At 57.1% G+C, this 20855-nt stretch carries 19 protein-coding genes; 12 read left to right on the top strand and 7 right to left on the bottom strand.

All coding sequences use genetic code 11. The features are described 5' to 3' along the window. Window positions 1-12: 12 nt before the first annotated feature. The 4 genes from ndpC to YP76_RS28445 form a co-directional block, all read right to left on the bottom strand. Complete coding sequence (ndpC, locus tag YP76_RS23865) at window positions 13-2037, bottom strand: 6-hydroxypseudooxynicotine oxidase (protein ID WP_046765901.1); 2025 nt, start codon at window positions 2035-2037, stop codon at window positions 13-15. A gap of 291 nt (window positions 2038-2328) precedes the next feature. Continuing rightward, window positions 2329-3204 carry a phytanoyl-CoA dioxygenase family protein gene (locus YP76_RS23860; protein ID WP_046765900.1) on the bottom strand — a complete coding sequence of 292 codons (876 nt, stop codon included), beginning with the start codon at window positions 3202-3204 and terminating at the stop codon, window positions 2329-2331. A gap of 374 nt (window positions 3205-3578) precedes the next feature. Further along, window positions 3579-3962, bottom strand: coding sequence for a nuclear transport factor 2 family protein (locus YP76_RS23855; RefSeq protein ID WP_157784779.1), 384 nt, complete (start codon window positions 3960-3962; stop codon window positions 3579-3581). Next, on the bottom strand, window positions 3950-4423 hold the full coding sequence (locus tag YP76_RS28445; protein WP_228222936.1) for a helix-turn-helix transcriptional regulator: 474 nt from the start codon (window positions 4421-4423) through the stop codon (window positions 3950-3952). Before YP76_RS28445 ends, YP76_RS23855 begins: the two co-directional genes overlap by 13 nt. A gap of 661 nt (window positions 4424-5084) precedes the next feature. On the opposite strand from YP76_RS28445, the gene ndpH reads away from it, so the two are divergent. The 6 genes from ndpH to YP76_RS23825 are packed head-to-tail and all read left to right on the top strand — an operon-like array spanning window position 5085 to window position 10473. Continuing rightward, the gene (ndpH, locus tag YP76_RS23850) at window positions 5085-5837 is read left to right on the top strand and encodes a maleate isomerase (RefSeq protein WP_037514121.1); all 753 of its coding nucleotides are present in this window, start codon (window positions 5085-5087) and stop codon (window positions 5835-5837) included. Window positions 5838-5839: 2 nt separating this feature from the next. Then, the gene (gene ndpF, locus YP76_RS23845; protein WP_046765898.1) at window positions 5840-6667 is read left to right on the top strand and encodes an N-formylmaleamate deformylase; all 828 of its coding nucleotides are present in this window, start codon (window positions 5840-5842) and stop codon (window positions 6665-6667) included. Further along, the gene (gene ndpE, locus YP76_RS23840) at window positions 6654-7709 is read left to right on the top strand and encodes a 2,5-dihydroxypyridine 5,6-dioxygenase (RefSeq protein WP_046765897.1); all 1056 of its coding nucleotides are present in this window, start codon (window positions 6654-6656) and stop codon (window positions 7707-7709) included. Before ndpF ends, ndpE begins: the two co-directional genes overlap by 14 nt. Further along, entirely contained in the window at window positions 7696-8316 is a 621-nt protein-coding gene (gene ndpG / locus YP76_RS23835) for a maleamate amidohydrolase (protein ID WP_046765896.1), read from the top strand. The genes ndpE and ndpG overlap by 14 nt, the downstream gene beginning before the upstream one ends. Before the next feature lie 46 nt (window positions 8317-8362). Then, the gene (gene ndpD / locus YP76_RS23830) at window positions 8363-9526 is read left to right on the top strand and encodes a 6-hydroxy-3-succinoylpyridine 3-monooxygenase NdpD (RefSeq protein ID WP_157035867.1); all 1164 of its coding nucleotides are present in this window, start codon (window positions 8363-8365) and stop codon (window positions 9524-9526) included. A gap of 5 nt (window positions 9527-9531) precedes the next feature. After that, on the top strand, window positions 9532-10473 hold the full coding sequence (locus YP76_RS23825; RefSeq protein ID WP_046765894.1) for an alpha/beta fold hydrolase: 942 nt from the start codon (window positions 9532-9534) through the stop codon (window positions 10471-10473). A gap of 359 nt (window positions 10474-10832) precedes the next feature. On the opposite strand, the gene YP76_RS23820 is transcribed toward YP76_RS23825, so the two are convergent. Together YP76_RS23820 and YP76_RS23815 are read right to left on the bottom strand one after the other, a co-directional pair. Beyond that, window positions 10833-13079: a nicotine dehydrogenase subunit L gene (locus YP76_RS23820; protein ID WP_157035870.1), complete on the bottom strand. Its 2247-nt coding sequence runs from the start codon at window positions 13077-13079 to the stop codon at window positions 10833-10835. Between the two features lie 40 nt (window positions 13080-13119). After that, window positions 13120-13578, bottom strand: a complete 459-nt coding sequence (locus YP76_RS23815; protein WP_046765937.1) for a nicotine dehydrogenase subunit S — start codon at window positions 13576-13578, stop codon at window positions 13120-13122. Window positions 13579-13861: 283 nt separating this feature from the next. Here YP76_RS23815 and YP76_RS29330 point away from each other — a divergent pair, with 283 nt between their 5' ends. The 5 genes from YP76_RS29330 to YP76_RS23795 all read left to right on the top strand — a co-directional run bounded on the left by YP76_RS29330 (window position 13862) and on the right by YP76_RS23795 (window position 18959). Further along, window positions 13862-14227, top strand: coding sequence for an EF-hand domain-containing protein (locus YP76_RS29330; protein ID WP_046765892.1), 366 nt, complete (start codon window positions 13862-13864; stop codon window positions 14225-14227). Between the two features lie 85 nt (window positions 14228-14312). Further along, window positions 14313-14489 (top strand): hypothetical protein, encoded by a 177-nt coding sequence (locus YP76_RS29325; RefSeq protein WP_157035866.1) that lies wholly within the window; start codon window positions 14313-14315, stop codon window positions 14487-14489. Window positions 14490-15160: 671 nt separating this feature from the next. Next, complete coding sequence (locus YP76_RS23805; RefSeq protein ID WP_046765891.1) at window positions 15161-17446, top strand: TonB-dependent receptor; 2286 nt, start codon at window positions 15161-15163, stop codon at window positions 17444-17446. A gap of 203 nt (window positions 17447-17649) precedes the next feature. Beyond that, a complete protein-coding gene (locus YP76_RS23800; protein WP_046765890.1) occupies window positions 17650-18516 on the top strand; it encodes an NAD(P)H-binding protein in 867 nt (288 codons plus the stop codon). Beyond that, window positions 18513-18959, top strand: coding sequence for a nuclear transport factor 2 family protein (locus YP76_RS23795; RefSeq protein ID WP_084733330.1), 447 nt, complete (start codon window positions 18513-18515; stop codon window positions 18957-18959). The genes YP76_RS23800 and YP76_RS23795 overlap by 4 nt, the downstream gene beginning before the upstream one ends. A gap of 248 nt (window positions 18960-19207) precedes the next feature. Here the strand turns inward: YP76_RS23795 and YP76_RS23790 are convergent, their stop codons facing one another. Continuing rightward, complete coding sequence (locus YP76_RS23790; RefSeq protein WP_046765888.1) at window positions 19208-20077, bottom strand: TonB-dependent receptor; 870 nt, start codon at window positions 20075-20077, stop codon at window positions 19208-19210. Between the two features lie 194 nt (window positions 20078-20271). Here YP76_RS23790 and YP76_RS23785 point away from each other — a divergent pair. After that, the coding region (locus YP76_RS23785) for a DUF4158 domain-containing protein (protein ID WP_046765887.1) at window positions 20272-20855 on the top strand (584 nt) is incomplete at its 3' end.

Genomic DNA, 20855 nt, shown 5'->3' with positions numbered 1-20855 from the left:
AGCGTCCCGAGCTCATCCGGTTGGGGTCAACTCGCCGAACCGGATTCCCGCCTTTCTGCCATCGTAAGTAGCCTGCGCGATTTGGCCAGCGCCTAGGCAGTCCCCGATCCGCTCGACCGAGCGGATGAGGCCCGCCTGGCGCTTCGCGACCAGCTCCTGATAGAGTTCATCGTCAGAGATCTGGCCGGTAACCAGGACAACTGTGTCCGCGTCGATGCGGCTTTCTACCCCGTCAAGCAGGCGGCTGGCGGTCACCAAACCTTCGTCGATCGATGTGATCATTGTGCCGACCACGATCGCGATCCCGGCTTCATTCATTGAATTGATGACGTGCACGAGTTCCAATGTGTTGTGCGTCCAGGGGGAAGGATCGCTGGCCGTCGTTACATAGGTCACCTTGCAACCCGCCTTGGCAAGGCGGTCGGCTATAACGGCCGCCATATAATAATAGTCCTCGTCGTAGACGACAACGCTGCCGCCACTCGGCACATTGTCGTTGAGGATGTCCTCCGCGCAAAGCACATGGGGAAGGTCGTGCCCCGTGATGGGCTCGTCGTGATGGCGTCCCACGCCTTCGCCGCGCCATTTGGCGCCCGTCGCAATGATGATGTGGTCGGCCCCGAAACCCACGACATCGTCTGCGTTGAGCGGACTTTCGAGATACATGTTGACGTTCGGCATCGTCTGTAGCTGACTGACGCGGTAATCCACCACGCGACCCCAGGCACTCAGCCGCGGCATCCTCCGCTCGCGTACGAGGCGGCCGCCCCATTCGCTGCCCGCGTCCGCGATAGATACCTGATATCCACGCTTGGCAAGCGTGTGGGCTGCCTCCAAGCCAGCCGGGCCGCCGCCCACTACGAGTATAGATGCGTCGGGGTCGTGCGCCTCCGGCACATTCTCAGGATGCCAGCCGTTCACATGCTCCTCGCCTGCGGAGGGGTTCTGCGTGCAACGGATTCTGGAATAGGTCATCACCTCAGCGGTGCAGGCGTTGCAGCCGATACATTCCCGGATGTCGTCGTGACGGCCCGTGTCGATCTTGTTCGGGAGGAAAGGGTCAGCTATCGAAGGGCGCGCGGCCCCGATGAGATCAAGCACTCCGCGCTTGATCTGACTTACCATCGCATCAGGCGAGGTGAAGCGGCCGACGCCAACAACCGGCTTGTTGGTGACCTTTTTCACAAAATCGATGAACGGCTCCTGCTGGCCCTCCTCAAAGAACCGACTGCTGCCGCTATCCCAGGCCCAATCGCTGACGTTCACGTCCCACAGGTCAGGCACATCGGCAAGCGCCTCCACCACACGGCGACCATCCTCGAGTGCGGTGATGTTCGAAGGCCGACGCCGATCCTCGACAGCGAAGCGAACGGCGACGGCACAGGTGTCCCCCACCGCGTCCTTCACGTCGGAAAGCGTCTCCCGGAGCAAGCGGACGCGATTCTCAAATACGCCGCCATATTCGTCGGTGCGCTTGTTCGTCCTGGTATCCAGAAAGTCCTGCAGCAGCGACAGGTTGTGCGCGCAGTAGACGTAAATGATATCGAAGCCGGCCTTGCGGGCACGCAGCGCCGCGTCCCGATACCACTGGCGGAAGTTTGTGATGTCCTGCCTGTCGATGGTTCGCGCCGAGATGGGATTGATGAAATAATGTGGGAACTTGCCGGTGGGTGAAAGCGGATGTTCGCGATGGTTGATGGCAGGGCCGGAGGCACCCGCATGCGCGAGCTCTATACCTGCGAGCGCGCCATACTCCTTCACGGCTGCGACCACGCGTGATAGCGGCTCGATATATTTGTCGTTGTACATCCGCGGATCAGGCAAAGGTGCGTGGTCCGAGGTTTCGTGGATCATCGTCTCCTCAAGACAGACAACGCCCCAGCCACCCTCGGCCCTGGCTTTCCGGAACGCAATCATCTCATCCAGGGCGGGCATGCCCATCGCGGTGGCGTGCGGCACAACATAGAACCGGTTCTTCGTTCTTACAGGGCCGATCTGCAGCGGTTCGAAGAGAATATCGTATCGAGGGTCGCGCATTTGTTACTCCACGTTATCACGCAGTCAGTTTTCGGAATGACGGGAAGACGCCGCCGCGCATCCATCTCGTCCAGAGCCGGATGGATGCGCGGGACCATAGTGCCAACGGCGTGAAGTCGCATATGGAAAGCGGCCAAAAAAGGGGCAATCACACAGCTAAGGGCATAGATGAGTTGAAAGGCGGGCCTGTTGCTTCCACGCTGATGTGGACGCAAAGATGTACCGACATAAGCGATCGATCAAGGGCCGATCTATAGTTCTCAACCTATTTTTGCCCCGCGTACCAAGCTGTTACTCATGCTCATAAGGGCTGAATGCCTTGGCTATGGCGAAGTCGTCACTTTCAAGGACGATGCTGGGCTCGTTCATCTCAACCCAGCCGCAGAATGGCGGCGACATCTCATATCCCAAAAGCTGTTGAACCCGCTTGGGATATTGTTTCACCATGTCTCGCGGCACAACCAGATACTGATTCTCCTCCTGACGATGATAGCCTTGGGTGAAGGATAGTGCGATCGCCAAGCGGCACTCGTTCGAAATATTCGCGCCCCCTCCATGATAGACGCTGCCCACATACATAAGACCCGATCCGCGCTTCATTTCAGCAGGAACCGCTTCATGGGGCTGAGGCCGCCGGTCCATGTCCCATTTATGGCTGCCCGGGATCACCATCGTTGCGCCGTTGCTTGCGGTGAAGTCCGTTCCTGCAAGAAGCGTCTGGAGGAGCACATGGGGACCGGGATGGCGGACGTGGTACATTCCATCGTCACGGTGCAGGTCCTGTGCAGCCTGGCCCGGACTGATATCGATTGCTTGCGTCACCGATACCTGAACCGTGGGCCGTACCATGGTCTGCCGTTCGCCTGCCATCATCGGGAACTCGACGCAAAGAAGTCTCTCAGCCGTGCCTAGAAACAACGGATGGAGAACAAATTCCGTCATATGCCGTGATTTGGCAAATAACGCGGACGTGCGCCGGGTTCGATTGCCCGAGAAGCCAGCCTCTCCGAACGGTGAACGCTTTATCCATGGCTCCAGGTCGCCGACTAGCTGATCCATCACACCCGGTGTGATCATGCCCTCAATGATGACGGCACCATCCCGGTCAATGATTTCACATACAGCGTCAACCGAGGTGTCATTCGAGACAGAAGCTATTGTAGCCATGACTATACCTTATCAACGTAAACGAAGGCGAGGACGGGAAAAATGGAGCGGCAATTTCTGCAATTCATGCACTTGATCACGGACGTCACAGAACAGCGGCGGGATCGAAACGATCTATCATGCGCTCTGTGTCGGTCGAACGACTCGCGCCACATTCACCCGACGCTGTCTGGAGCCTGATCCGATCAAACTGGATCGGATCAGGCTCTAAAGTCTTTCGATTCCTACATTTTCCGATCCCGCAGGTGATGCCATCTGCTTCGAAAATGCTCTAGCTGCGCACTCCTATATCCGGACGACTATGGTCCTGATATAAGCTCCCCGGCTCCCGCTGTCGAAGCTTAGTGCCGGGGAAGCGCAAAGTCGGCAGAACTTCATTTCACCGATCGTATGGCAAGTCCATTTGCTTTGCAGAAGGCGTTCTTCGAGATGAGCTTGCCGTCGCGAAAATCCAGGATATCCAGCCCGTCGACGCAAGATTGCTGGCCGTCTGCGGCCGTCATCATCATCGTCCAGGCGACAAGGGCGCGGTCGCTTGCTTCGTCCAGCATCGTCGAGGAAACCGTATACTGGACGCTTCCAAGAGTGCCGTCGAAGATGGACTTGAGTGATGCGCCGATGGCATCGACACCCTTATGCTCGATGCCGTTGGGATCCATGTACACGCAGTCTGGAGACAGAAGACCGAGCATTTTGTCGTAATCGCCGTCATTGAATGTGCTCATAAAAGCGGTAGTGTGTGCATTTAGGTCAGACATGGTCGCTCCTTTGACGTGTTGCGTGCGGAAAGATGACGGCCGCCTATGCTGGCCTTTGTAATCGGCTGGGTCAGAGGGCTCGCTCGTCCTGGCTGAGTCAGGCCTATCAAGTCGCGGAAAGCCTGTGGTGAAACGTGCGCCCATCGTTTGAAGGCGTTCCTGAAGTTGCTCACTTCGGTGTAGCCCGCCCGATCAGCCACGTCGCCAATCGTCAGTTGTGGATCGGAAAGGCATTGCTTGGCGAATGCGAATCGGACTTCCGCGATAATTTGTGCGTAAGACGTCTCTAGACAATGGAGTCGTCGGCGCAGGGTTCTTGCTGACAATCCCAAATCCCGCGCAATATCGGCTTCGGCCGCATCGAAGCGTGGGCCATTCAGAATCGCCTGCTTCAATCTGCGGATTAAAAAGGCGTCCGAAGAATGGCCCTCGTCGGAAAGCAACTGAAATAGGCCTGGCATTGCAGCGGTTATGGGCTCTTCAGCAGCACCACCCTTCTCCTGGCAATGATGATGAGTGGGCGCGTGACGCGGCGTACACCGAGGGCGCGCGCGCTTTGAATTGGCAAAGGAGTGGGAGGACTTATCCCCTGAACTCCTCCAGGTATCACGCGAGATGCACGAAGCACGCGTAACGCTCGAGCCTTCGATACCTGCGGCGCTCACCAGATGCCGCCGATTCAAACTTTCGGACTGTTTCTGGACGTTTGTTATTTGCGGTGGCATCCAGTGCATTCCTCTCGTATCTTCGCTGGCGCGCCTTGTTCGGCCGCGCGACGAAAATCTTTCAATCTCGTTATAAACTGAATCCGGTCGGCGGTTCGCAACCAAACAGACAGGACCCACGGGCAGCCTGCAATCGCACATCGGCCAGATATGCTGCGCGCAAGGTAACTTCCCGATATTTCCACAATCAATTATACAGAAAAAGAAATCAAGTGAGAATGCGCATAGGCAGCGGCCGCTGTCGCAGGCGCAGCGTCCAATCGGTCATGTGTTTGACACCTGACTAAATTAGGACCGGCTCCGATATGCATAAGCCAAGCTGGACCCCATGGATATTCGACCTTGTATTTATCCAACAGACGAATTAATGTTGCCACAGCAGCAAAGGAGAGGGCAATTGAGGGCCTACCGTATAGGGCAGATCGTGCCGAGTTCGAATGTTACGATGGAGACTGAAATACCGGCGCTCCTCCGTGCCCGCGAGACGATCTCGCCCGAGCGCTTTACCTTCCATTCGGCCCGCATGCGCATGAAGCACGTGACCAAAGAAGAGCTGTCCAAAATGGACGGCGCCAGCGACACGTGCGCCATCGAGTTATCTGACGCGGCCGTCGACGTGATGGGTTATGCATGTCTGGTGGCTATCATGTCGATGGGCAAGGGTTACCATCGTGAGTCCCAGGCCCGCCTGCATCAGGCAACAATCGATAATGGCCATCCGGCCCCCGTCGTATCGTCAGCTGGCGCGCTCGTGGATGGGATCAAGGCGATTGGCGCGAAGCGAGTGGCGATTGTGGCGCCATATATGAAGCCGCTAACCGAGCTTGTTGTCGACTATATTCGTGCCGAAGGCATCGATGTCGTCGAATGGCGCGCTCTTGAGATTTCGGATAATTTGGCAGTCGCCGCTCACGACCCCGCCCGGCTTCCGGGCATCGTCGCGTCGATGGAGCATTTGGCCGAGGTCGATGCTGTAATTTTGTCTGCATGCGTGCAGATGCCGTCGCTGCCCGCCGTCTCGATCGTTGAGGCGCAGGTCGGCAAGCCGGTGTTGACGGCGGCCATCTCCACAACCTGGGCGATGTTGCGAGCCCTTGACCTCGACACGCGCGTGCCCGGTGGCGGGACGCTTTTATCAGGGGCATTCTAACAATGGACGGCAGTCCTTTCGGATACAACGTTCATGCGAACGGCATCCGGCACCATCTTGTGCGCCATGGCGCGCCTGGGTGGCGTCAGATGCTTCTCGTGCCTGGCATCACGTCGCCAGCGGTCACGTGGGATTTCGTTGCCGCTCGCCTGGCCGAGACGTACGAGGTTCATGTGCTCGACGTTCGGGGCCGCGGATTAAGTCAAGCTGGCGACCTTGATTATTCCCTGGATGCAATGGCGGATGATGTCGTCGCGCTGACGGGTGTTCTTGATCTCGATCGTCCGGTGATTCTTGGTCATTCCATGGGCGCCCGCACCGCGATCCGCGCCGCCCGGAAAGCGCCCGGGATTTTTGCCGGGCTGATCTTGGCCGATCCGCCCGTAAGCGGGCCGGGCCGTCGCCCCTATCCCTCGGCATGGCCATGGTATGAGGATTCGATCTTGCTGGCGCAGCGCGGCTGCTCGGCGGAAGAAATGAAGGCATTCTGCCCAACCTGGACTCAGGATCAGCGCGCGCTGCGTGCTGAATGGCTCCACACGTGCGAACTGCGCGCGATCGACGCGGCCTATAAAGGCTTTCATACGGATGACGTTCATGCCGACTTGCCGCACCTTGACCTGCCGATACGGCTCGTCGTGGCCGGTGGCTCGCCGGTCATCGAAACGGCAGATATTGAAGAAATTCGGACACTGGCGCCCGGCATCGAGGTCGTGACCGTCGAAGGCGCAGGGCACATGATACCGTGGGATGATCTGGACGGTTTCCTCGGCGCGGTCGCAGGTTTTCAAGCCGACATCAAGGAGGCCACCGCAAATGGATCGCGCTAGTTTCGCGGAGATATGCCTCCACCAGCTGAAAATGTCCGGTGTTCGCGCCGACGAGCGGCTGGTCGTGCTGACTCAGGGTGACGAGCGACTAGATTATGCCGACGCGTTTCTCGCTGCGGGCCGGGCGCTCAAGGCGAATATCTACCACATGCGGCTGCCGGCGCCTGCACCGATGGGCAATTGGGCGGTAGGGCAGACGCCGCTTTCGCGGATGCCTGAAGCCGTGGAGGCATTGAAGAATGCCGATATGGTGATCGACTGCATCTTCCTGCTGTTCTCGCCCGAGCAGATGGCGATCCAGGCCGCGGGTGCTCGCGTCCTTACGGTTGTGGAGCCGCCGGAGTTGCTCGCGCGGATGCTGCCTTCCAGGGAGTTGCGTGAGAAAGTGGAGGTCGCAGGCGAGTTGCTGGGTCGCGCGAAATCGATGCACATCACGTCGCCTTATGGGACGGACGTCACGTATAAGCTTGGCACCTATCCCACTGTCACCGAATATGCCTGCACCGACACGCCGGGCCGATGGGATCACTGGCCATCCGGCTTCGTCTTTACAGGCGGCGACGACGACGGCGTGGACGGGCAGATCGTCATCGCGCCGGGCGACATATTGCTGCCGCAGAACATTTATGTGCGCGAGCCTATAACATACACGATCGAGAAGGGCGTCGTCACCTCGATCCGGGGCGGCTTGGAAGCTGATCTGGTCAAGTCGTACATGGCGGACTTTAATGATCCGCGCGGCTTTGCGCTGAGCCACATCGGCTGGGGAATGAATCCTGACGCCAAGTGGCACCGGATGACGCCCGGCGAATTCCCCGGCGGAATGGGCATGGAGGTGCGTAGCTTTCTTGGCAACGTGCTGTTCTCAACCGGTCCAAATAACGAGCTTGGCGGCATGAACGACACGGACTGCCATCTCGATATACCGCTGCGCGGTTGCTCGCTGTTTTTGGATGGAGAACCGGTGTTGCTGGACGGAGCAGTCGTAGCGAAGGACCTGACGGCTTGCGAAGGGGGTAAGGTGTTCGATGTCGCAGGATGAAGTCTATGAAAAGGCGGGGTTCGGAGGCAGCGTGCCCCGCGGCACTCGACCGGCGGTCGTGGTGGTCGATTTTACCTATGGCTTCACCGACACTGTTTACCCGACGGCGGCGGATATGCATGCGCAAATCGCGCGAACCCGTGCCATCACCGATCTGGCCCGAAGCCGTGGTTTTCCCGTTATCTACACGACTATCGCCTACCAGCCCTGGGAGGTCGAGACGTTGGCCTGGCTGCGTAAGGCCACCGGAATGAGAGCGCTTCTCGCGGGGAGCAGGCTCGTTGAGATCGATGCGGCGACCGGGATCTCCGATGGCGATCCGATCGTGGTGAAGCATGGCGCATCAGCATTCCATGGCACGAACCTGGCGGCCATGCTCACCGGGGCGGGTGTCGATACCGTAGTGGTAACGGGCGCGACTACGTCCGGTTGTGTCCGGGCGACCGTCGTGGATGCAGTGCAGTCCGGCTTCAACGTTCTGGTGCCGCGCGACTGCTGTGCTGATCGCGCGAACGCGCCACATGAAGCCAGCCTTTATGACATCGATCAGAAATATGGCGACGTCACCGACGCCGCGGACGTGACCGATTGGATCGAAAAGCTTTGAATAACGCAGGTGCATGCGCACCAGAAAACAACTGGAGGGAACCGCAATGGCTCAACATGTAATCGTCGTTGGAGCCGGGCCCATTGGCCTGCTAACCGCTTTCGGCCTCGCGAAGGAAGGCACGCGTGTCACGATTATCGAGGCAGAGGAGCAGTTCAACGATAAGCCGCGTGCGCTGGTCTATCACTATCCGGTTCTGCCCCACCTCGACCGGCTTGGACTGTTGCAGGACTGTGAAGCGGAGGGTTTCCTGCGCCAGACCTTCGGCTGGCGTATCCACAGCACGGGCGAACTTATTGAGTGGAAATGGACGCCTGAGGGGATGGGGGGGAATGCGCTTCATCTGCACCAAGGGTTGTTGTCCAAGATCATTGCACGGCATGTCTCGGCGCAGCCGAATGTGGAGATATTGCTGCGAACGAAGCTGACCGGATGCTGCCAGACTGCGGCCGGCGTGATCGCGGAGGTCGAGGGACCCAATGGATCGGCAGTGCTGGAAGGCGACTATCTCATAGGGGCGGATGGCGCGAACAGCACGGTACGCCAGAATGTACTGGGGCTCCAGTTTCTGGGGACAACCTGGCCCGAGCGCTATGTGGCGACGAACACGAGAATCAACCTGTCGGCGCTGAACTATCCTGAGTCCGTCATGCAGCTCGATCAGAAGCACGGCTCCATTATCTGCAAGATCGAGCAGCCCGACGTCTGGCGGGTAACCTTTGTCGAAGACCCAGAGCTACCTTTCGAGGGGCTGGAAGAGCGCATCCACACGATGTTCGCTGATCACCTGCCCGACCTGCCCTATGAGGTGCTCGCCTACTCGCCCTACCGCATGCACCAGCGCATAGCCGATCGGATGCGTGTGGGGCGGATCCTGCTTGTCGGTGACGCTGGCCATATCACCAACCCCACAGGCGGGCTTGGCCTGACTGGCGGCATGTTCGATGCTTTCGCCCTGATCGGCGCTTTGAACAGGGTCATCCACGACGGGGCAGGGGAGGAAATACTCGAATTTTACGAGCGCGATCGTCGTCGGGTGTTTGCCGAGGTTACGTCGCCCCGCGCGTCGTTCAATCTGCGCAACCTCTATCACCTGAAGGAAGGACAGGAGAAGGAGGACCGCATCGCTTTCCTCCGCGCCGTGGCCGCAGATCCGCGGCTAGTTGAGCGGGAAATGAGCTTCACGACGCAGATGGAAACGCATTTCTGAGCAACATGCGCACCTTTGAAATGGCAGACTTTGGCGGTGTCTTCCTGACATCGCCGCCTGTTGATGCCGGGGACGCGGTGTGGCCCGGCATCAACGCCTATGTCCAGTGGTTCATTCCTGTAAATCCCCGTCCGGTTTCTATCCTCTTCGTCCATGGCGGCGGTGGACAGGGCGCTGACTTCGTGAGGACACCGGACGGGAGGCGCGGATGGGTGCATCGGTTCCTGCAGGCGGGCTATGCAACATATGTCCTCGATCGGCCGGGGCATGGAAGGTCAGCCTGGAACGAAAACGTGCTTGGCCCGGCAACGCCCGCGGCAGAGTACGGAACGCTATACCCCCGGTTCGTGGAGCCGGGGAAGCACGACTTATGGCAAGGCGCCTCCAAGCATAGCCGCTGGCCCTCCGATCCGTTGGCGGGTGACCGGTTCATGGCGAGCCAAGGACCGATGGCCACTTCGCTAGGTGCGAGCCAGCGTCACGTTGAGGCTATCGCCGAACAACTGCTCGATCTGACCGGCCCGACCGTCGTAGTGAGCCACTCGATGGGGGGACCATGCGGATGGGCTCTGAGTGCCGTTGGCGGGCTGCGGGTCGCGGCCGTACTGGCGGCGGAACCTCTGGGGTACTCGGGCATGGTGCATCCGCTTGGAATCTTCAATAACGGTCTCGCACCGGAGGCATATCAAGGATTTCACGACCCGTTCGCGAAGCCGGTCGCCATTGTGACAGGTGAAGCCACATGGATGAGAGATGCCAATAGGCGCGCAGCGGAGTACGTACGAGCACGGGCTCCAGTGTTTGAACACATCGTCTTGGAAGAACATGGCATAACTGGAAATGGTCATATGCTAATGGCCGAGTCCAACAGCGACGAAATCGCCGATCTGATGATTCGATGGTTGGATGCGAATGTTTCGTGTGGGCTGGCTCAAGCTAGAGCCTGATCCGATCAGACTGGATCGGATCAAGCTGTATTTGTTTTTTGTTTTCCGCATTTTCCCAGCCAACAGATGATGCTATCTCCTTCGAAAATGCTCTAGATGTTGATCAGTATCTCTGCACTGACATAAATCGGAGCGTAGTCGCCGCGAGGGCGTGATCTGCATCCGTGCGACGTTCGCGATGCGCCCCCGCGGCGGTTTGATCGGAAGAAGCATCGTAACCGACTATTCGCGGCCATCGACGGTTGAATAGGGATAATGCCATCACTGCATGGCGCGCTTTTGGACAAGCAAAAGCGGGCGTTGCTGCCCTGGCGGTGAGGAGGCTGCCCCGAACCGGCGCTATTGATGGCCGATCGGATCTAAAGGTTGCCTGATGGTTTGCCAGGCAACGCGTCTGAGCCATCCTGTTTTCTAAATGACAACACATGATCGCTGAGCGGAAGCGAGCGAATCCTCGGCCCACCAGCATCATAAATTGCGTTCAGCATCGCAGTCATCACAATAGGGACGGCGTCCTCTCCAACGCCGGCAGGATGATCGTCGCTCTCGACAAGTTCGACTACGATGTTTCTACAGGCAGTGGCAAGCCGAGCGACGTTGTGATCCTGGAAATTGCGCTGGACCACACGACCGTCCTTGAGCGTGATTTTGCCGTAAAGCGCCGTAGTGATTGCCCAGAAGATGCTTCCTTCGACTTGGCCGCGGACTACTTCGGGATTGAGGATGCGGCCGCAGTTCATCACCACATATACGTGATCGACTCTAAGCCCGCCTTTGCCGTCAAGCGTAACCTCCACAACCGATGAGGCAGTGCCAGTGTGGTAGGTATCCCAATAGCTGAAGTCGCTGACCGAAACGCCTTTGCCGCGGCCCTGTGAGAGAGGCGTTTCCCAATCGGCGATTTGGCAGACCCGCTTCAACACGGCGCGCATGTGCCGGATGCGTCGAATGGCGACGTCGCGGCCTTTCAGGTCAGTGGGCACCGAACCCTCGTCCAGCAGGTCCATGTAAAGGTCGACCGGATCACGTCCAGCGGCGACCGCCAGTTCGTCCTGAAATCCCTGGTTCATCCAGACATGCTGTGTGAACGCCACGCCGCGCATCCAGCCGAACGGCTGAGGCGTCTTGACGCGAGCATACTCGATCCTAAGGTTCGGCACATAGTGCGGTAGGCGAGCCGGTCCATAGCTTTGATCGGGCGCAGTGCCGCTAATCACGCGATTGAACCACGCGATCACATTCCCCTTCTCATCAAGCCCCGCCTTGAAGCGTGAGATGGTAATCGGTGGCGGATAACCGCGCGCCATCATCTCTTCGCGGGTCCATATCATCTTGATGGGCTTGCCAGGAATGGCCTTCGCGATCTGGACCGCCTGCGATACATATTCGTTCTGGCAACGCCGTCCGAAGCCCCCCCCGACATATGGCAGATTGAACTGTACCCGTTCAGGCGGCAGCCCGGCGGTAACTGCGGCGAGTCGATGCGCTTCCTGGGCGAACTGCGTGGACGCCCAAACCTGGAGTCCGTCCGAATTCAGCCATGCGGTGCAGTTGATCGGCTCAAGCGGCATCGCGTCCATGAAGGGGTAGGAATAATCCGCCTCGATAACGCGGTGAGCACGGCCGATCGACCCGGCGAAATCTCCGGCTTCCCGGACTACCGGCTGCGGCCGCCCAGCCCGGCTGACCAGGTCCGCCATGATGGACTCACTGCTGGTGTGAGCAAATTCCCCATCATCCCACTCGATCGGAAGCGCCAGAAGCGCCTTCCTTGCCCTCCAGAAGCTGTCCGCGACGACGGCAACGGCATCGTCCATCCCGTAATCTTCTCCGCCGTCGGCAAGCGGACCGTTGAGGCCGCAAGGTCCTGCCGCGATCCGGACGACCCCGACAACGCCCGGCATCTTGGCAATCGCTTGTTCGTCGAACGAGACAAGCTTGCCGCCATAGACAGGGGATTGTTGCACGACCGCATACAACATGCCCGGCAAATCGACATCGATGCCATATTCCAGCTTCCCGGTCGTCTTGGGAACCAGATCGAGGCGCTTGATCGGCTTTCCGATCAGCCGGTAGTCAGCAGGGTCCTTAAGTTTGACCCGCGAGGGGTGCGGCGGCGCAATGTGGGAGGCGGCGGACGCGACCTCCGCGTAGCTTTGCCGTCCCCCGCCGGGCAATATGATGCTGCTCTCCTCGGTTCTCAAATCCGCTACGTCGAAGCCCGAGCGCCTGGCGGCAGCGGTCAAAAGCATTTGTCTGATCTGAGCGCCTGCCATTCTCATGGGATTGAAGAGACGGTCAGCTGACCAACTGCTCTCCGTGCATGTATATACATACACATTGTTGCGCTTGAGGTTCGTCAATGGATCGAAGAATTCGGGCCGGATCGATGACCATTTCAGATCGAGCTCTTCCGCAAGAACCTGCGAGAGGGTTGTGACCACACCCTGTCCAATGTCGCTCTGTGGAATGCGGATGCGAACCGTGTTGTCGGGCATCATTACAACCCAAGAGAATAGCTCGACCGAATCGGAAGGCTTAGGATCGGCGACCCGGCAGCCAGTCATAGTGACGGGGAAAACCACACCTGCCGAAACGGCGGCGATCGACTTCAGCAAGGAACGGCGGTCAGTATTCATGGCTTCTTCACGTGCGCCCGTTCGCGGCCGCGTGGATCGCGGCGCGTATGCGATCATAGGTCCCGCACCGGCAGATGTTCGTGATCTCGCGATCGATGTCTTCGTCCGTAGGGAAAAGTTTCTTTCCGAGAAGTGCGGTGGCTGCCATTATCATGCCGGACTGGCAATATCCGCACTGTGGAACACGAATATCCTGCCAAGCTTTCTGTACAAACTGGTCGCCATTGGCCGAAAGCCCCTCAATCGTGGTTACTTCGAGCCCGACCGCGGCCGTCGCAGCCAAAGAGCAAGATCGGGCGGTCTGGCCGTCCACTATGACCGTGCAGGCGCCGCACTGGCCGATGCCACAGCCATATTTCGTACCTTTGAGCTTCAACGTGTCACGGAGCACCCAGAGTAGTGGCGTATCATCGTCGACCTCGGCGGACATGGTCGACCCATTAATCTTCAGCTCAATCCTCATCATTATACTGCCCATCTGGCATACACTGCCGACCGCGGTAAATTGGCAATCCTTTTGAGCACGCGGAAGCCGGGGCGTCAATATAATTATCCATACGCTGAATTGGTGCAGCCCGCCTGACCCAAGCAGGGCCTACACCATTCAGGAGATCCGCACCGCAACGCCGTAGGAGTGCTTTGGGTCGGTTGTCCGCGCGCCTCGCCCGCCGGAATTTTCTTGTGAAATTGAGGGCTCCATCTGCCTTGTCGCACGTTGATGATATGTCTAGCGACAGGAGGTCAGGCGCATGATCATTCGAGCTTTAAAGCCCTGTTCATTCCTCGTCGGCGCGCTTCTCCTTGCGATTTCGGCCCCAACTGCGTTTGCCAACGGTCCCCCATCTTCGTCCCCTATCGCGGCCCGGAAGCTTTTAGCCAAGGTGGACGCAGATCAGGACAGGCGAATATCGTTGGCGGAATGGCGAATGCAGAGTCTGCCGAAAGCCAACTTCCAAAAGCTGGACCGTAACCGGAACGGCTTCATCACTTTCCGGGAACTGGCTGCTTTCCCGCCGTCGACCCTTGATGCAACGCGCGACGGAAAGCTTTCCGCCCGTGAGTTGAAGTTTGGCAAAGCCGCGGCCCGAATAGGAGCTGCACCAGCTTCCAAGTAATAGTAAGGTCGCGTTCGAAAATGGATTCTTCTCACCGACTTTGGTGAAGGATGAAAATATCCATTGAGAAGCGATCATTGGAAGAGTGATCATCCATCTTTGTAGCATTGCCACTTTTTTGGCGGGCGCTTCGACAAAGTCGAAAATTGATCGTTCAGCGTCGTCGAACACAAAATTGCTACCGACCGCGATGCTCGGCAAACACGCGAAAAAATGGGGCGATGCTTGCCCCCTGCATGGCGAGGAGTTGCAGATATCCTGAATTTGGTTTAATAATATCGCCTACAATACCGGTCCACTCGCAACTGTCGGCAATGGGGGCGGCAATGATTGTGTTGTGCGCGACGAGTCTTATCTCGTATTGTTCGTGGTCTTGTCCGGAAGGTCGGCCTGGGAAACGCCTGTTTCGCAATCTTCGGCCGTTATTGCTTGTCCCCTTGTGAAGCTGGTGGCGCCTGCGCAACGCATACCCGAGCCCGATTTAGTCGAATTTTTCATTGTCGAGGATAAGATGAGCGGTTGCGCTTCGCCGCCGCCGAAATTTGCTCCCATGGCCACTAATTTATTCGGCTGTTTATTTTCGGAAGAGCTATGAAATTGGTGTTGTGAGTGTTTCATTATAACCTTGGAACATACGCTATCTATTTGAATATAAAAAGATAATCGTCGGGAAAGGGTCGGCTGATCCATTTGCTGCGAGGCGAGTGCCCTGCCCAGCTCTAATGGGCGTTGACAATGCCATTAATTATGCGACAACGTAATTACTGCATGTTGCTCGGTCGACTCCGCTTAAGCAGAATTCCGTTCGGCGCGAGGAGAAGCAGTGGCGGTTCGCAGGTGCTGAGGGGGCGCCTTGGTCGACGCGAACGGGAAGTGCCTTCGGCGAAATGCACTCTCGCTATGCAGAGGACGTATAATGAAAGGGAGAAGTATATGATTGCTCGCATCACCCGCGGTTCTGCTCATACCGCACTGGCGATTTCGCTTGCTTCGCTGCCGCTGGTAGTCTCTGCTACTGCTTATGCACAGGATCAGGTCCAGCCTGAACCGAGCGCCGCTTCCGCAAGGGGCAATGGCGATATCGTTGTTACGGCGATGCGGCGCGAACAGCGCCTTCAAGACGTTCCAGTCGCCATTGCTGCCTTTGGCGGGGAGGCGCTTGAGAAGCGTCAGGCGGTGCAGATCTCCGATCTCATTCAGCTGTCTCCTAATTCGCAGGTCAACTATCCATTCGGTGAAGGTGGCCCGCCCAACTTCGTCATCCGCGGCATTTCCTCGACCGACTATTCCGCTAACCAGAGCAAGCCGATCGCGATCTACATCGACGAAGGCATCCGCGGCCTGTCGACATTCGAAACCATGCCTCTTTTCGATGTCGAGCGCGTCGAGGTGTTGCGCGGCCCGCAGGGCACGCTCTACGGCAAGAATGCGACCGGCGGTGCTGTCAATATCGTCACGAAAAAACCGGGCTTTTCCACCGAAGGATATGTGACGGGCAGCTACGGCAACTTCAATCGTGTTCGACTGCAAGGGGCTTTGCAGGTCCCCTTGATCGACAATGTGCTGTCGATGCGCGTTGCAGCGCTCTATGTGCACGATACAGGTGTTCTCAAGAATGTTACGCCTGGCCTTGGCGACCTCGACCAGACGGATGTTTTTGCCTTCCGCGGCGCGCTTCAGTTTGAACCTTCGGACACATTCGAGGCGACGCTCCGTTTCAACCACATGAGAAGCGGCGGCCGCAATTACGCGCCGTTTGCGGGCAACATCAACTTCAACGATCCCCAAATCATCTTTCCCGGTAACAATCTGTCCAACCTTCCGGGGTCTAACCGCGATGGTCTGGGTTTCTTCGAAACTGCCGTCAATCGCGCGCCCGAGCGTGATATCCGCAGCGACGGGCTCAACCTGATCATGAATTGGGAAGCATCCGACAACCTGAAGCTCACCTCCGTGACGACCTATGACTGGGGCAGGTGGGTTGATACCGGAGATGATGACGGTCTCGTCATCGAGGCGGATGATCCGATCGTCACCTTCGGCAAGAACATGAAGCAGTTCGTCCAGGACCTGCGGCTGGCCACCTCCTTTGATGGCCCCCTAAACGTCCAGGCCGGCCTCCTCTATACTTATGACTCGGTAAATGCAGGCTTCAACTATTCACTCCTGACGGATCCGGGTTGCGGTGCCGTATGTAGCTTCGGCTTCACGCCCACTGGAACCGGCTTTATCCAGTCGAACAGCTTCAACCAGAAGCGCAACAGCTATGCCGCTTATTTTCGTGCTGACTATGAGGTAACCGACACGCTTTCCGCATATGGGGGTGTCCGTTTCAGCCGGGATAAGGTCGCTGTCTCTAATTTCAACGCATTCCTGGGTGACAATGTAGATCCCGTAGCCATTCAATCGATCAGCAATTATTCTGATCGCCGCACCTTCAACAATACGAGTTTCGAAGTTGGCGTAAATTGGAAGCCTACGCAAAATATCCTGCTTTACGCTTCAATGCGCGAAGGGTATCGCAGCGGCGCCGTGAACGCGCAGGCCTTCAGCGATCCCTCCGAAATCACGTTCGCGCCGCCTGAAACTGCGCGGACTTATGAGGCCGGGTTTAAGTCCACGCTTCTCGACCGTGCGCTGACCATCAACGGTACTGTGTTCCAGACCGATTACGCAAATCAGCAAGTTGTCGTGACCGAGGCGGGCGGGCTATTTCCGCTCCGTTCGATCAGCGCCGCGCGCGTTCGCGGGTTCGAAGCTGATATCACCGCGCGGCCGATGGATCGGGTGACGCTTGGCGTCGGCGTCGGCGTGTTGGATCCAAAATACCGGAACAATGCGACAGTTACGGGTACGAGCGGCATCGACGTCTCAGGAAATCAGATATCCAATGCCGCAAAGTTCAGCCTCAACCTCAGCGGCGATTTCGTGCTCGCCGAAATCAACGACGCTACCGTCGACCTCAGTCTCGACGGTGCATATACTTCGCGTGTCTATTATGACATCGCTCAGACCCGAACGCTGTCTCAACCAGGCTACTGGGTAGCCAACGGTCGCATTGCATATAACGCCAAGCGTTTTGCGGTGGGTGCAGGCGTAAAGAACATCTTCAACGAGAAGTATTTTACCTACGGTTTGGGCCTGCGGTTTGTAGGATTGGATTACCTGATCCGTGGTACACCGCGTACCTACAGTGCGGATGTCACTTTCCGCTTCTGATCTTCAAAAGATGCCAGTTTGACTTTTTTGTACTTCTTTCTCGCTGACGAACAATCAGCGAGAAAGAAGTCATTTATTTAGTATAATCAAACTCCATTTCGCTGACGTTGGTATGAATTTCTCAAGGTTTAGATATAACTTTGGGACTATCATAAAAGATTTATACGGCCGCTTTGCATAATAACCTAAAACAGGAGTTGGGAATGCGCGATGTTTTGGTTACCAAAGCGACAGGAACGACCGGGCGTTATGTGGTCGAACGCCTCGCGGAGCGCGGAGCGTCGGTCAAGGCCGCATCAAGAAACCCTTCATTGGTCACGCAGGGCAACGTCGTGCCAATATTGTTCGATTGGGAGAACCGATCGACTTGGGATGCTGCACTGGACGGCACTGATGCCGTCTATCTCGTCAAACCAGAGTCGCCCGAGGTAACGCAAATCATCTTCGATTTCGTCGAGTTGGCTAAGAGTTTCGGCGTCATCAAGATCGTACTTCTCTCGGAAATAGCGGCGGAAACACGCACGGACGATGCCGATGAATTAAAAGTTGAGAGAGTGGTCGAACAGAGCGGTTTAACCTACACCATATTGCGTCCAAACTGGTTCATGCAAGACCTCGTCGATGAGCGCTTTTTTGGAGATCTGATCCGTCGAGACGGGGTCATCGTGATGACGACCGGGGGCGCCGCAACGGCCTGGATCGACGCGAGGGATATAGCTGCCGTGGCCGTCGAGGTTCTGCTTGGTGCGGATTATGACAAGCAAGCGCTCACGCTTACCGGCCCTGATGCATTCACCCTCGCGCAACTCACGGATCGCATAGCGGCTGTGACCGGGACGGTCATCCAGCCTGTCGAGGAGACGACCCAGGCGGCAGAAGAGCGGCTTCGGAAATCAGGTGCATCCGAAGGTTTCATTGAGTATTTCTCAAATATCGGACGCAGCATAATGAAGGGAGATACCGCTTCGGTCGCCGATCAAGTTGCGCTTATAACAGGACGCGAGCCCCGCACTCTTGACGCTTTCCTGACTGAGCACGCGCCTTTGCTGCAGCGCGTTGCCGGACAATGACCATGCAGGATCCGGTCGAAACTCGGCTTTCGCGTGACAACGAGGCCTTGCTCAGGAAGCAGGTTGATGCTTGGGCGCGAAATGATCTGGATGAGCTCTTGACGCTCTACAATGAAGAGATGGAATATATAGACATTCCGTTTATCGATCGCCCTGTCCGTGGAAAGAAAGATTTTCGTGAATATCTAGAAATGTATAACGCGCAGTTCGTGCCCGGCACCGTTCAAGTCGAATATGTGAATATAATAGCTAACAGTACCTCGGCTGTAGGTGAATTATCGGTTAAGGCGCGATATATTGGTGATGGCGCGCCGGAGGGGGGTGTCGATATCTCGTGGCCGGTGGTTCTGATCGATACTTTCGTCAATGGTAAGGTAAGCACTGAACACGCTCACTTCGACTCACAAGCTTTTGCAAGAGCCGTAAAATTAGCGGCACCATGATTGCAGCATGACGTCATCTGGAAGCATCTGCTGAGGCGATAGAGTTGTGATGCTGCTGGAGCCGCCGAGTGGAGAGTTTCTCTGCTATATCGATGTTATCGAAAGCAGTATAATGTTGATTGTCTGCTTCGGCAGACGAAATTTCGCCGATGGACTCCAGCTGCGGACCATGGTTGAATCAGTCCCTCCATTCAAGCGTGTTCGCCATATCCAGCGCAAAACTGGCTCTTACTCTTGCGGTGGATGTTTTAGAGCTTAAGCAGCCAATCAAAGCCGTAGGAGCGGGGGGCGCCCGGCATAGCCGAACTGCCGCGCGGGCCATCGCTCTGAATCTGAGCGACATAATATTTTTCCTTCGTCAGGTTCTTGGCCCACAAACGGATCGCGAAGCGCTGGCCTTCCCCGGGGAAAGTGTACTTCATTTGAGCGTCGACTATCGAATAGGATGGCTGACGAAGCTCATTGTCAGCGTCCCATGCAAAACCGTCATTAAATGCCCAGCTGGCATCAAAATTGAAAGTCCCATGTTCTGTTTCCAGATTATAGTTCGCACCCAGGCTGAATGTCCATTTGGGAACTCGCACCATGTCATTGCCCGAAGCATCAAATGGTTGGTATCCATATTGATACCCGCCCACAGGACCGGTTGCGGGATTGTTATTGGTATTGATGACCGGCGTCTGCGCGTTTGGGAAATCCCTATATTTCGAGTTCAGGTAGCCGCCGCTGAACCGCAGGACCAAGCCATCGGTAACAGCCGCCTGGCCTTCCAGCTCAGCGCCATAAATCCGAGCTGAGGGCGCATTGATGATGGTGACAGTAGGACCGTCAAACTGTTGAAACTGTGCATTCTTGAAATCATAGTAGAATATCGCACCGTTGAGCCGAAGCCGCTTTTCCAAGAGCTCCGATTTGAAGCCCACTTCGCTAGCGTCGAGGACCTCAGGCTTTGCGGCAGTAGGCAGGAATGGAAGGGTGTTGTACAGGCCAGACTTGTATCCGCGGCTTTGCGAGGCGTAGATCATGACATCGTCATTGATCTTATGATCCAGCGATGCCTTGTAGGTGACCTTGGTAAATTTCTCCTGTCCCATCACGGTAGCGCCGGGAACCGGCATTGTACCTGCAAGATGGGGTTCCCGTACCGTTTTCGCCAAAAGTAGCGGTAAGAATAGTTGTGATAAATCAGCATGTTGCCGACACGCCGCATTGCCGCTCCGCGTAATATCAATGGGTTGTGTGGCATTCAGGTTTTCAAAGACTCTCCGCAAGAATTCCCATAGCCTTGTCTGTCGGCAAAGGAGAGCTGCCGATGGAAAGCTGGCGAGAGCAATATCTGGGCGTTGACGCGTTGCCCACTTCACTGACCCATGCGCAGATCGAGTACTTTTTCCAGCCGGCCGAGCATATGCTCCCATATGTCTCTTCGCGTCGGCGGCCTTTGACCAGCTTAGGGCTGCTCCTGCACATCGGATTCCTGCGTATGACCGGACGTCCGTTAGCCGCGTTCGAAAGAATTCCGCCCGGAATCCTCGAGTTCGTTGCCAATCATGCCGGCATTCCAGCGCCACAGATCGCAACGTTGCGTGCAATCTATCGACGCCGGATGACGCTGTTCGCGCATCAACGCTTGGCTGCCGAAGCGATCGGCTGGCGGTCTGCGGAAGACGGTGTGCTGCGAATGCTGACGGCCTTCTTGCGACGCCAAGCCGAGACACAGATCTCGAGGCCCGATTTGATACGTCAAGCGCGTCGGTGGTTGTACGATCGTTCGTATGTCTTGCCAGGGGCACGGTTGCTTGAGCGACTTGCCGCCGCGGCGCAGGATCATGCATTGGAAGGTCTGAGATCGGAGATCGAAGCTGCAGTTGGGGCCGAACTGACAGGCAGTTGGTC

Origin of the sequence: Sphingobium chungbukense, assembly GCF_001005725.1 — a bacterium.
GTDB lineage: Bacteria > Pseudomonadota > Alphaproteobacteria > Sphingomonadales > Sphingomonadaceae > Sphingobium > Sphingobium chungbukense.
This window is presented reverse-complemented; position numbering and strand designations above follow the sequence as displayed.

Excerpts from the sequence above, each read along its gene's own strand:
- ndpG (WP_046765896.1), top strand. The coding sequence starts at position 7,696 with ATGTCGCAGGATGAAGTCTATGAAAAGGCGGGGTTCGGAGGCAGCGTG.
- YP76_RS23815 (WP_046765937.1), bottom strand. The coding sequence starts at position 13,578 with ATGATGAGGATTGAGCTGAAGATTAATGGGTCGACCATGTCCGCCGAG.
- YP76_RS23805 (WP_046765891.1), top strand. The coding sequence starts at position 15,161 with ATGATTGCTCGCATCACCCGCGGTTCTGCTCATACCGCACTGGCGATT.
- YP76_RS23790 (WP_046765888.1), bottom strand. The coding sequence starts at position 20,077 with ATGCCGGTTCCCGGCGCTACCGTGATGGGACAGGAGAAATTTACCAAG.
- YP76_RS28445 (WP_228222936.1), bottom strand. The coding sequence starts at position 4,423 with ATGCCAGGCCTATTTCAGTTGCTTTCCGACGAGGGCCATTCTTCGGAC.
- YP76_RS23800 (WP_046765890.1), top strand. The coding sequence starts at position 17,650 with ATGCGCGATGTTTTGGTTACCAAAGCGACAGGAACGACCGGGCGTTAT.
- YP76_RS29330 (WP_046765892.1), top strand. The coding sequence starts at position 13,862 with ATGATCATTCGAGCTTTAAAGCCCTGTTCATTCCTCGTCGGCGCGCTT.
- YP76_RS23825 (WP_046765894.1), top strand. The coding sequence starts at position 9,532 with ATGCGCACCTTTGAAATGGCAGACTTTGGCGGTGTCTTCCTGACATCG.
- ndpD (WP_157035867.1), top strand. The coding sequence starts at position 8,363 with ATGGCTCAACATGTAATCGTCGTTGGAGCCGGGCCCATTGGCCTGCTA.
- YP76_RS23855 (WP_157784779.1), bottom strand. The coding sequence starts at position 3,962 with ATGTCTGACCTAAATGCACACACTACCGCTTTTATGAGCACATTCAAT.
- YP76_RS23860 (WP_046765900.1), bottom strand. The coding sequence starts at position 3,204 with ATGGCTACAATAGCTTCTGTCTCGAATGACACCTCGGTTGACGCTGTA.
- ndpE (WP_046765897.1), top strand. The coding sequence starts at position 6,654 with ATGGATCGCGCTAGTTTCGCGGAGATATGCCTCCACCAGCTGAAAATG.
- YP76_RS23795 (WP_084733330.1), top strand. The coding sequence starts at position 18,513 with ATGACCATGCAGGATCCGGTCGAAACTCGGCTTTCGCGTGACAACGAG.
- ndpF (WP_046765898.1), top strand. The coding sequence starts at position 5,840 with ATGGACGGCAGTCCTTTCGGATACAACGTTCATGCGAACGGCATCCGG.
- ndpC (WP_046765901.1), bottom strand. The coding sequence starts at position 2,037 with ATGCGCGACCCTCGATACGATATTCTCTTCGAACCGCTGCAGATCGGC.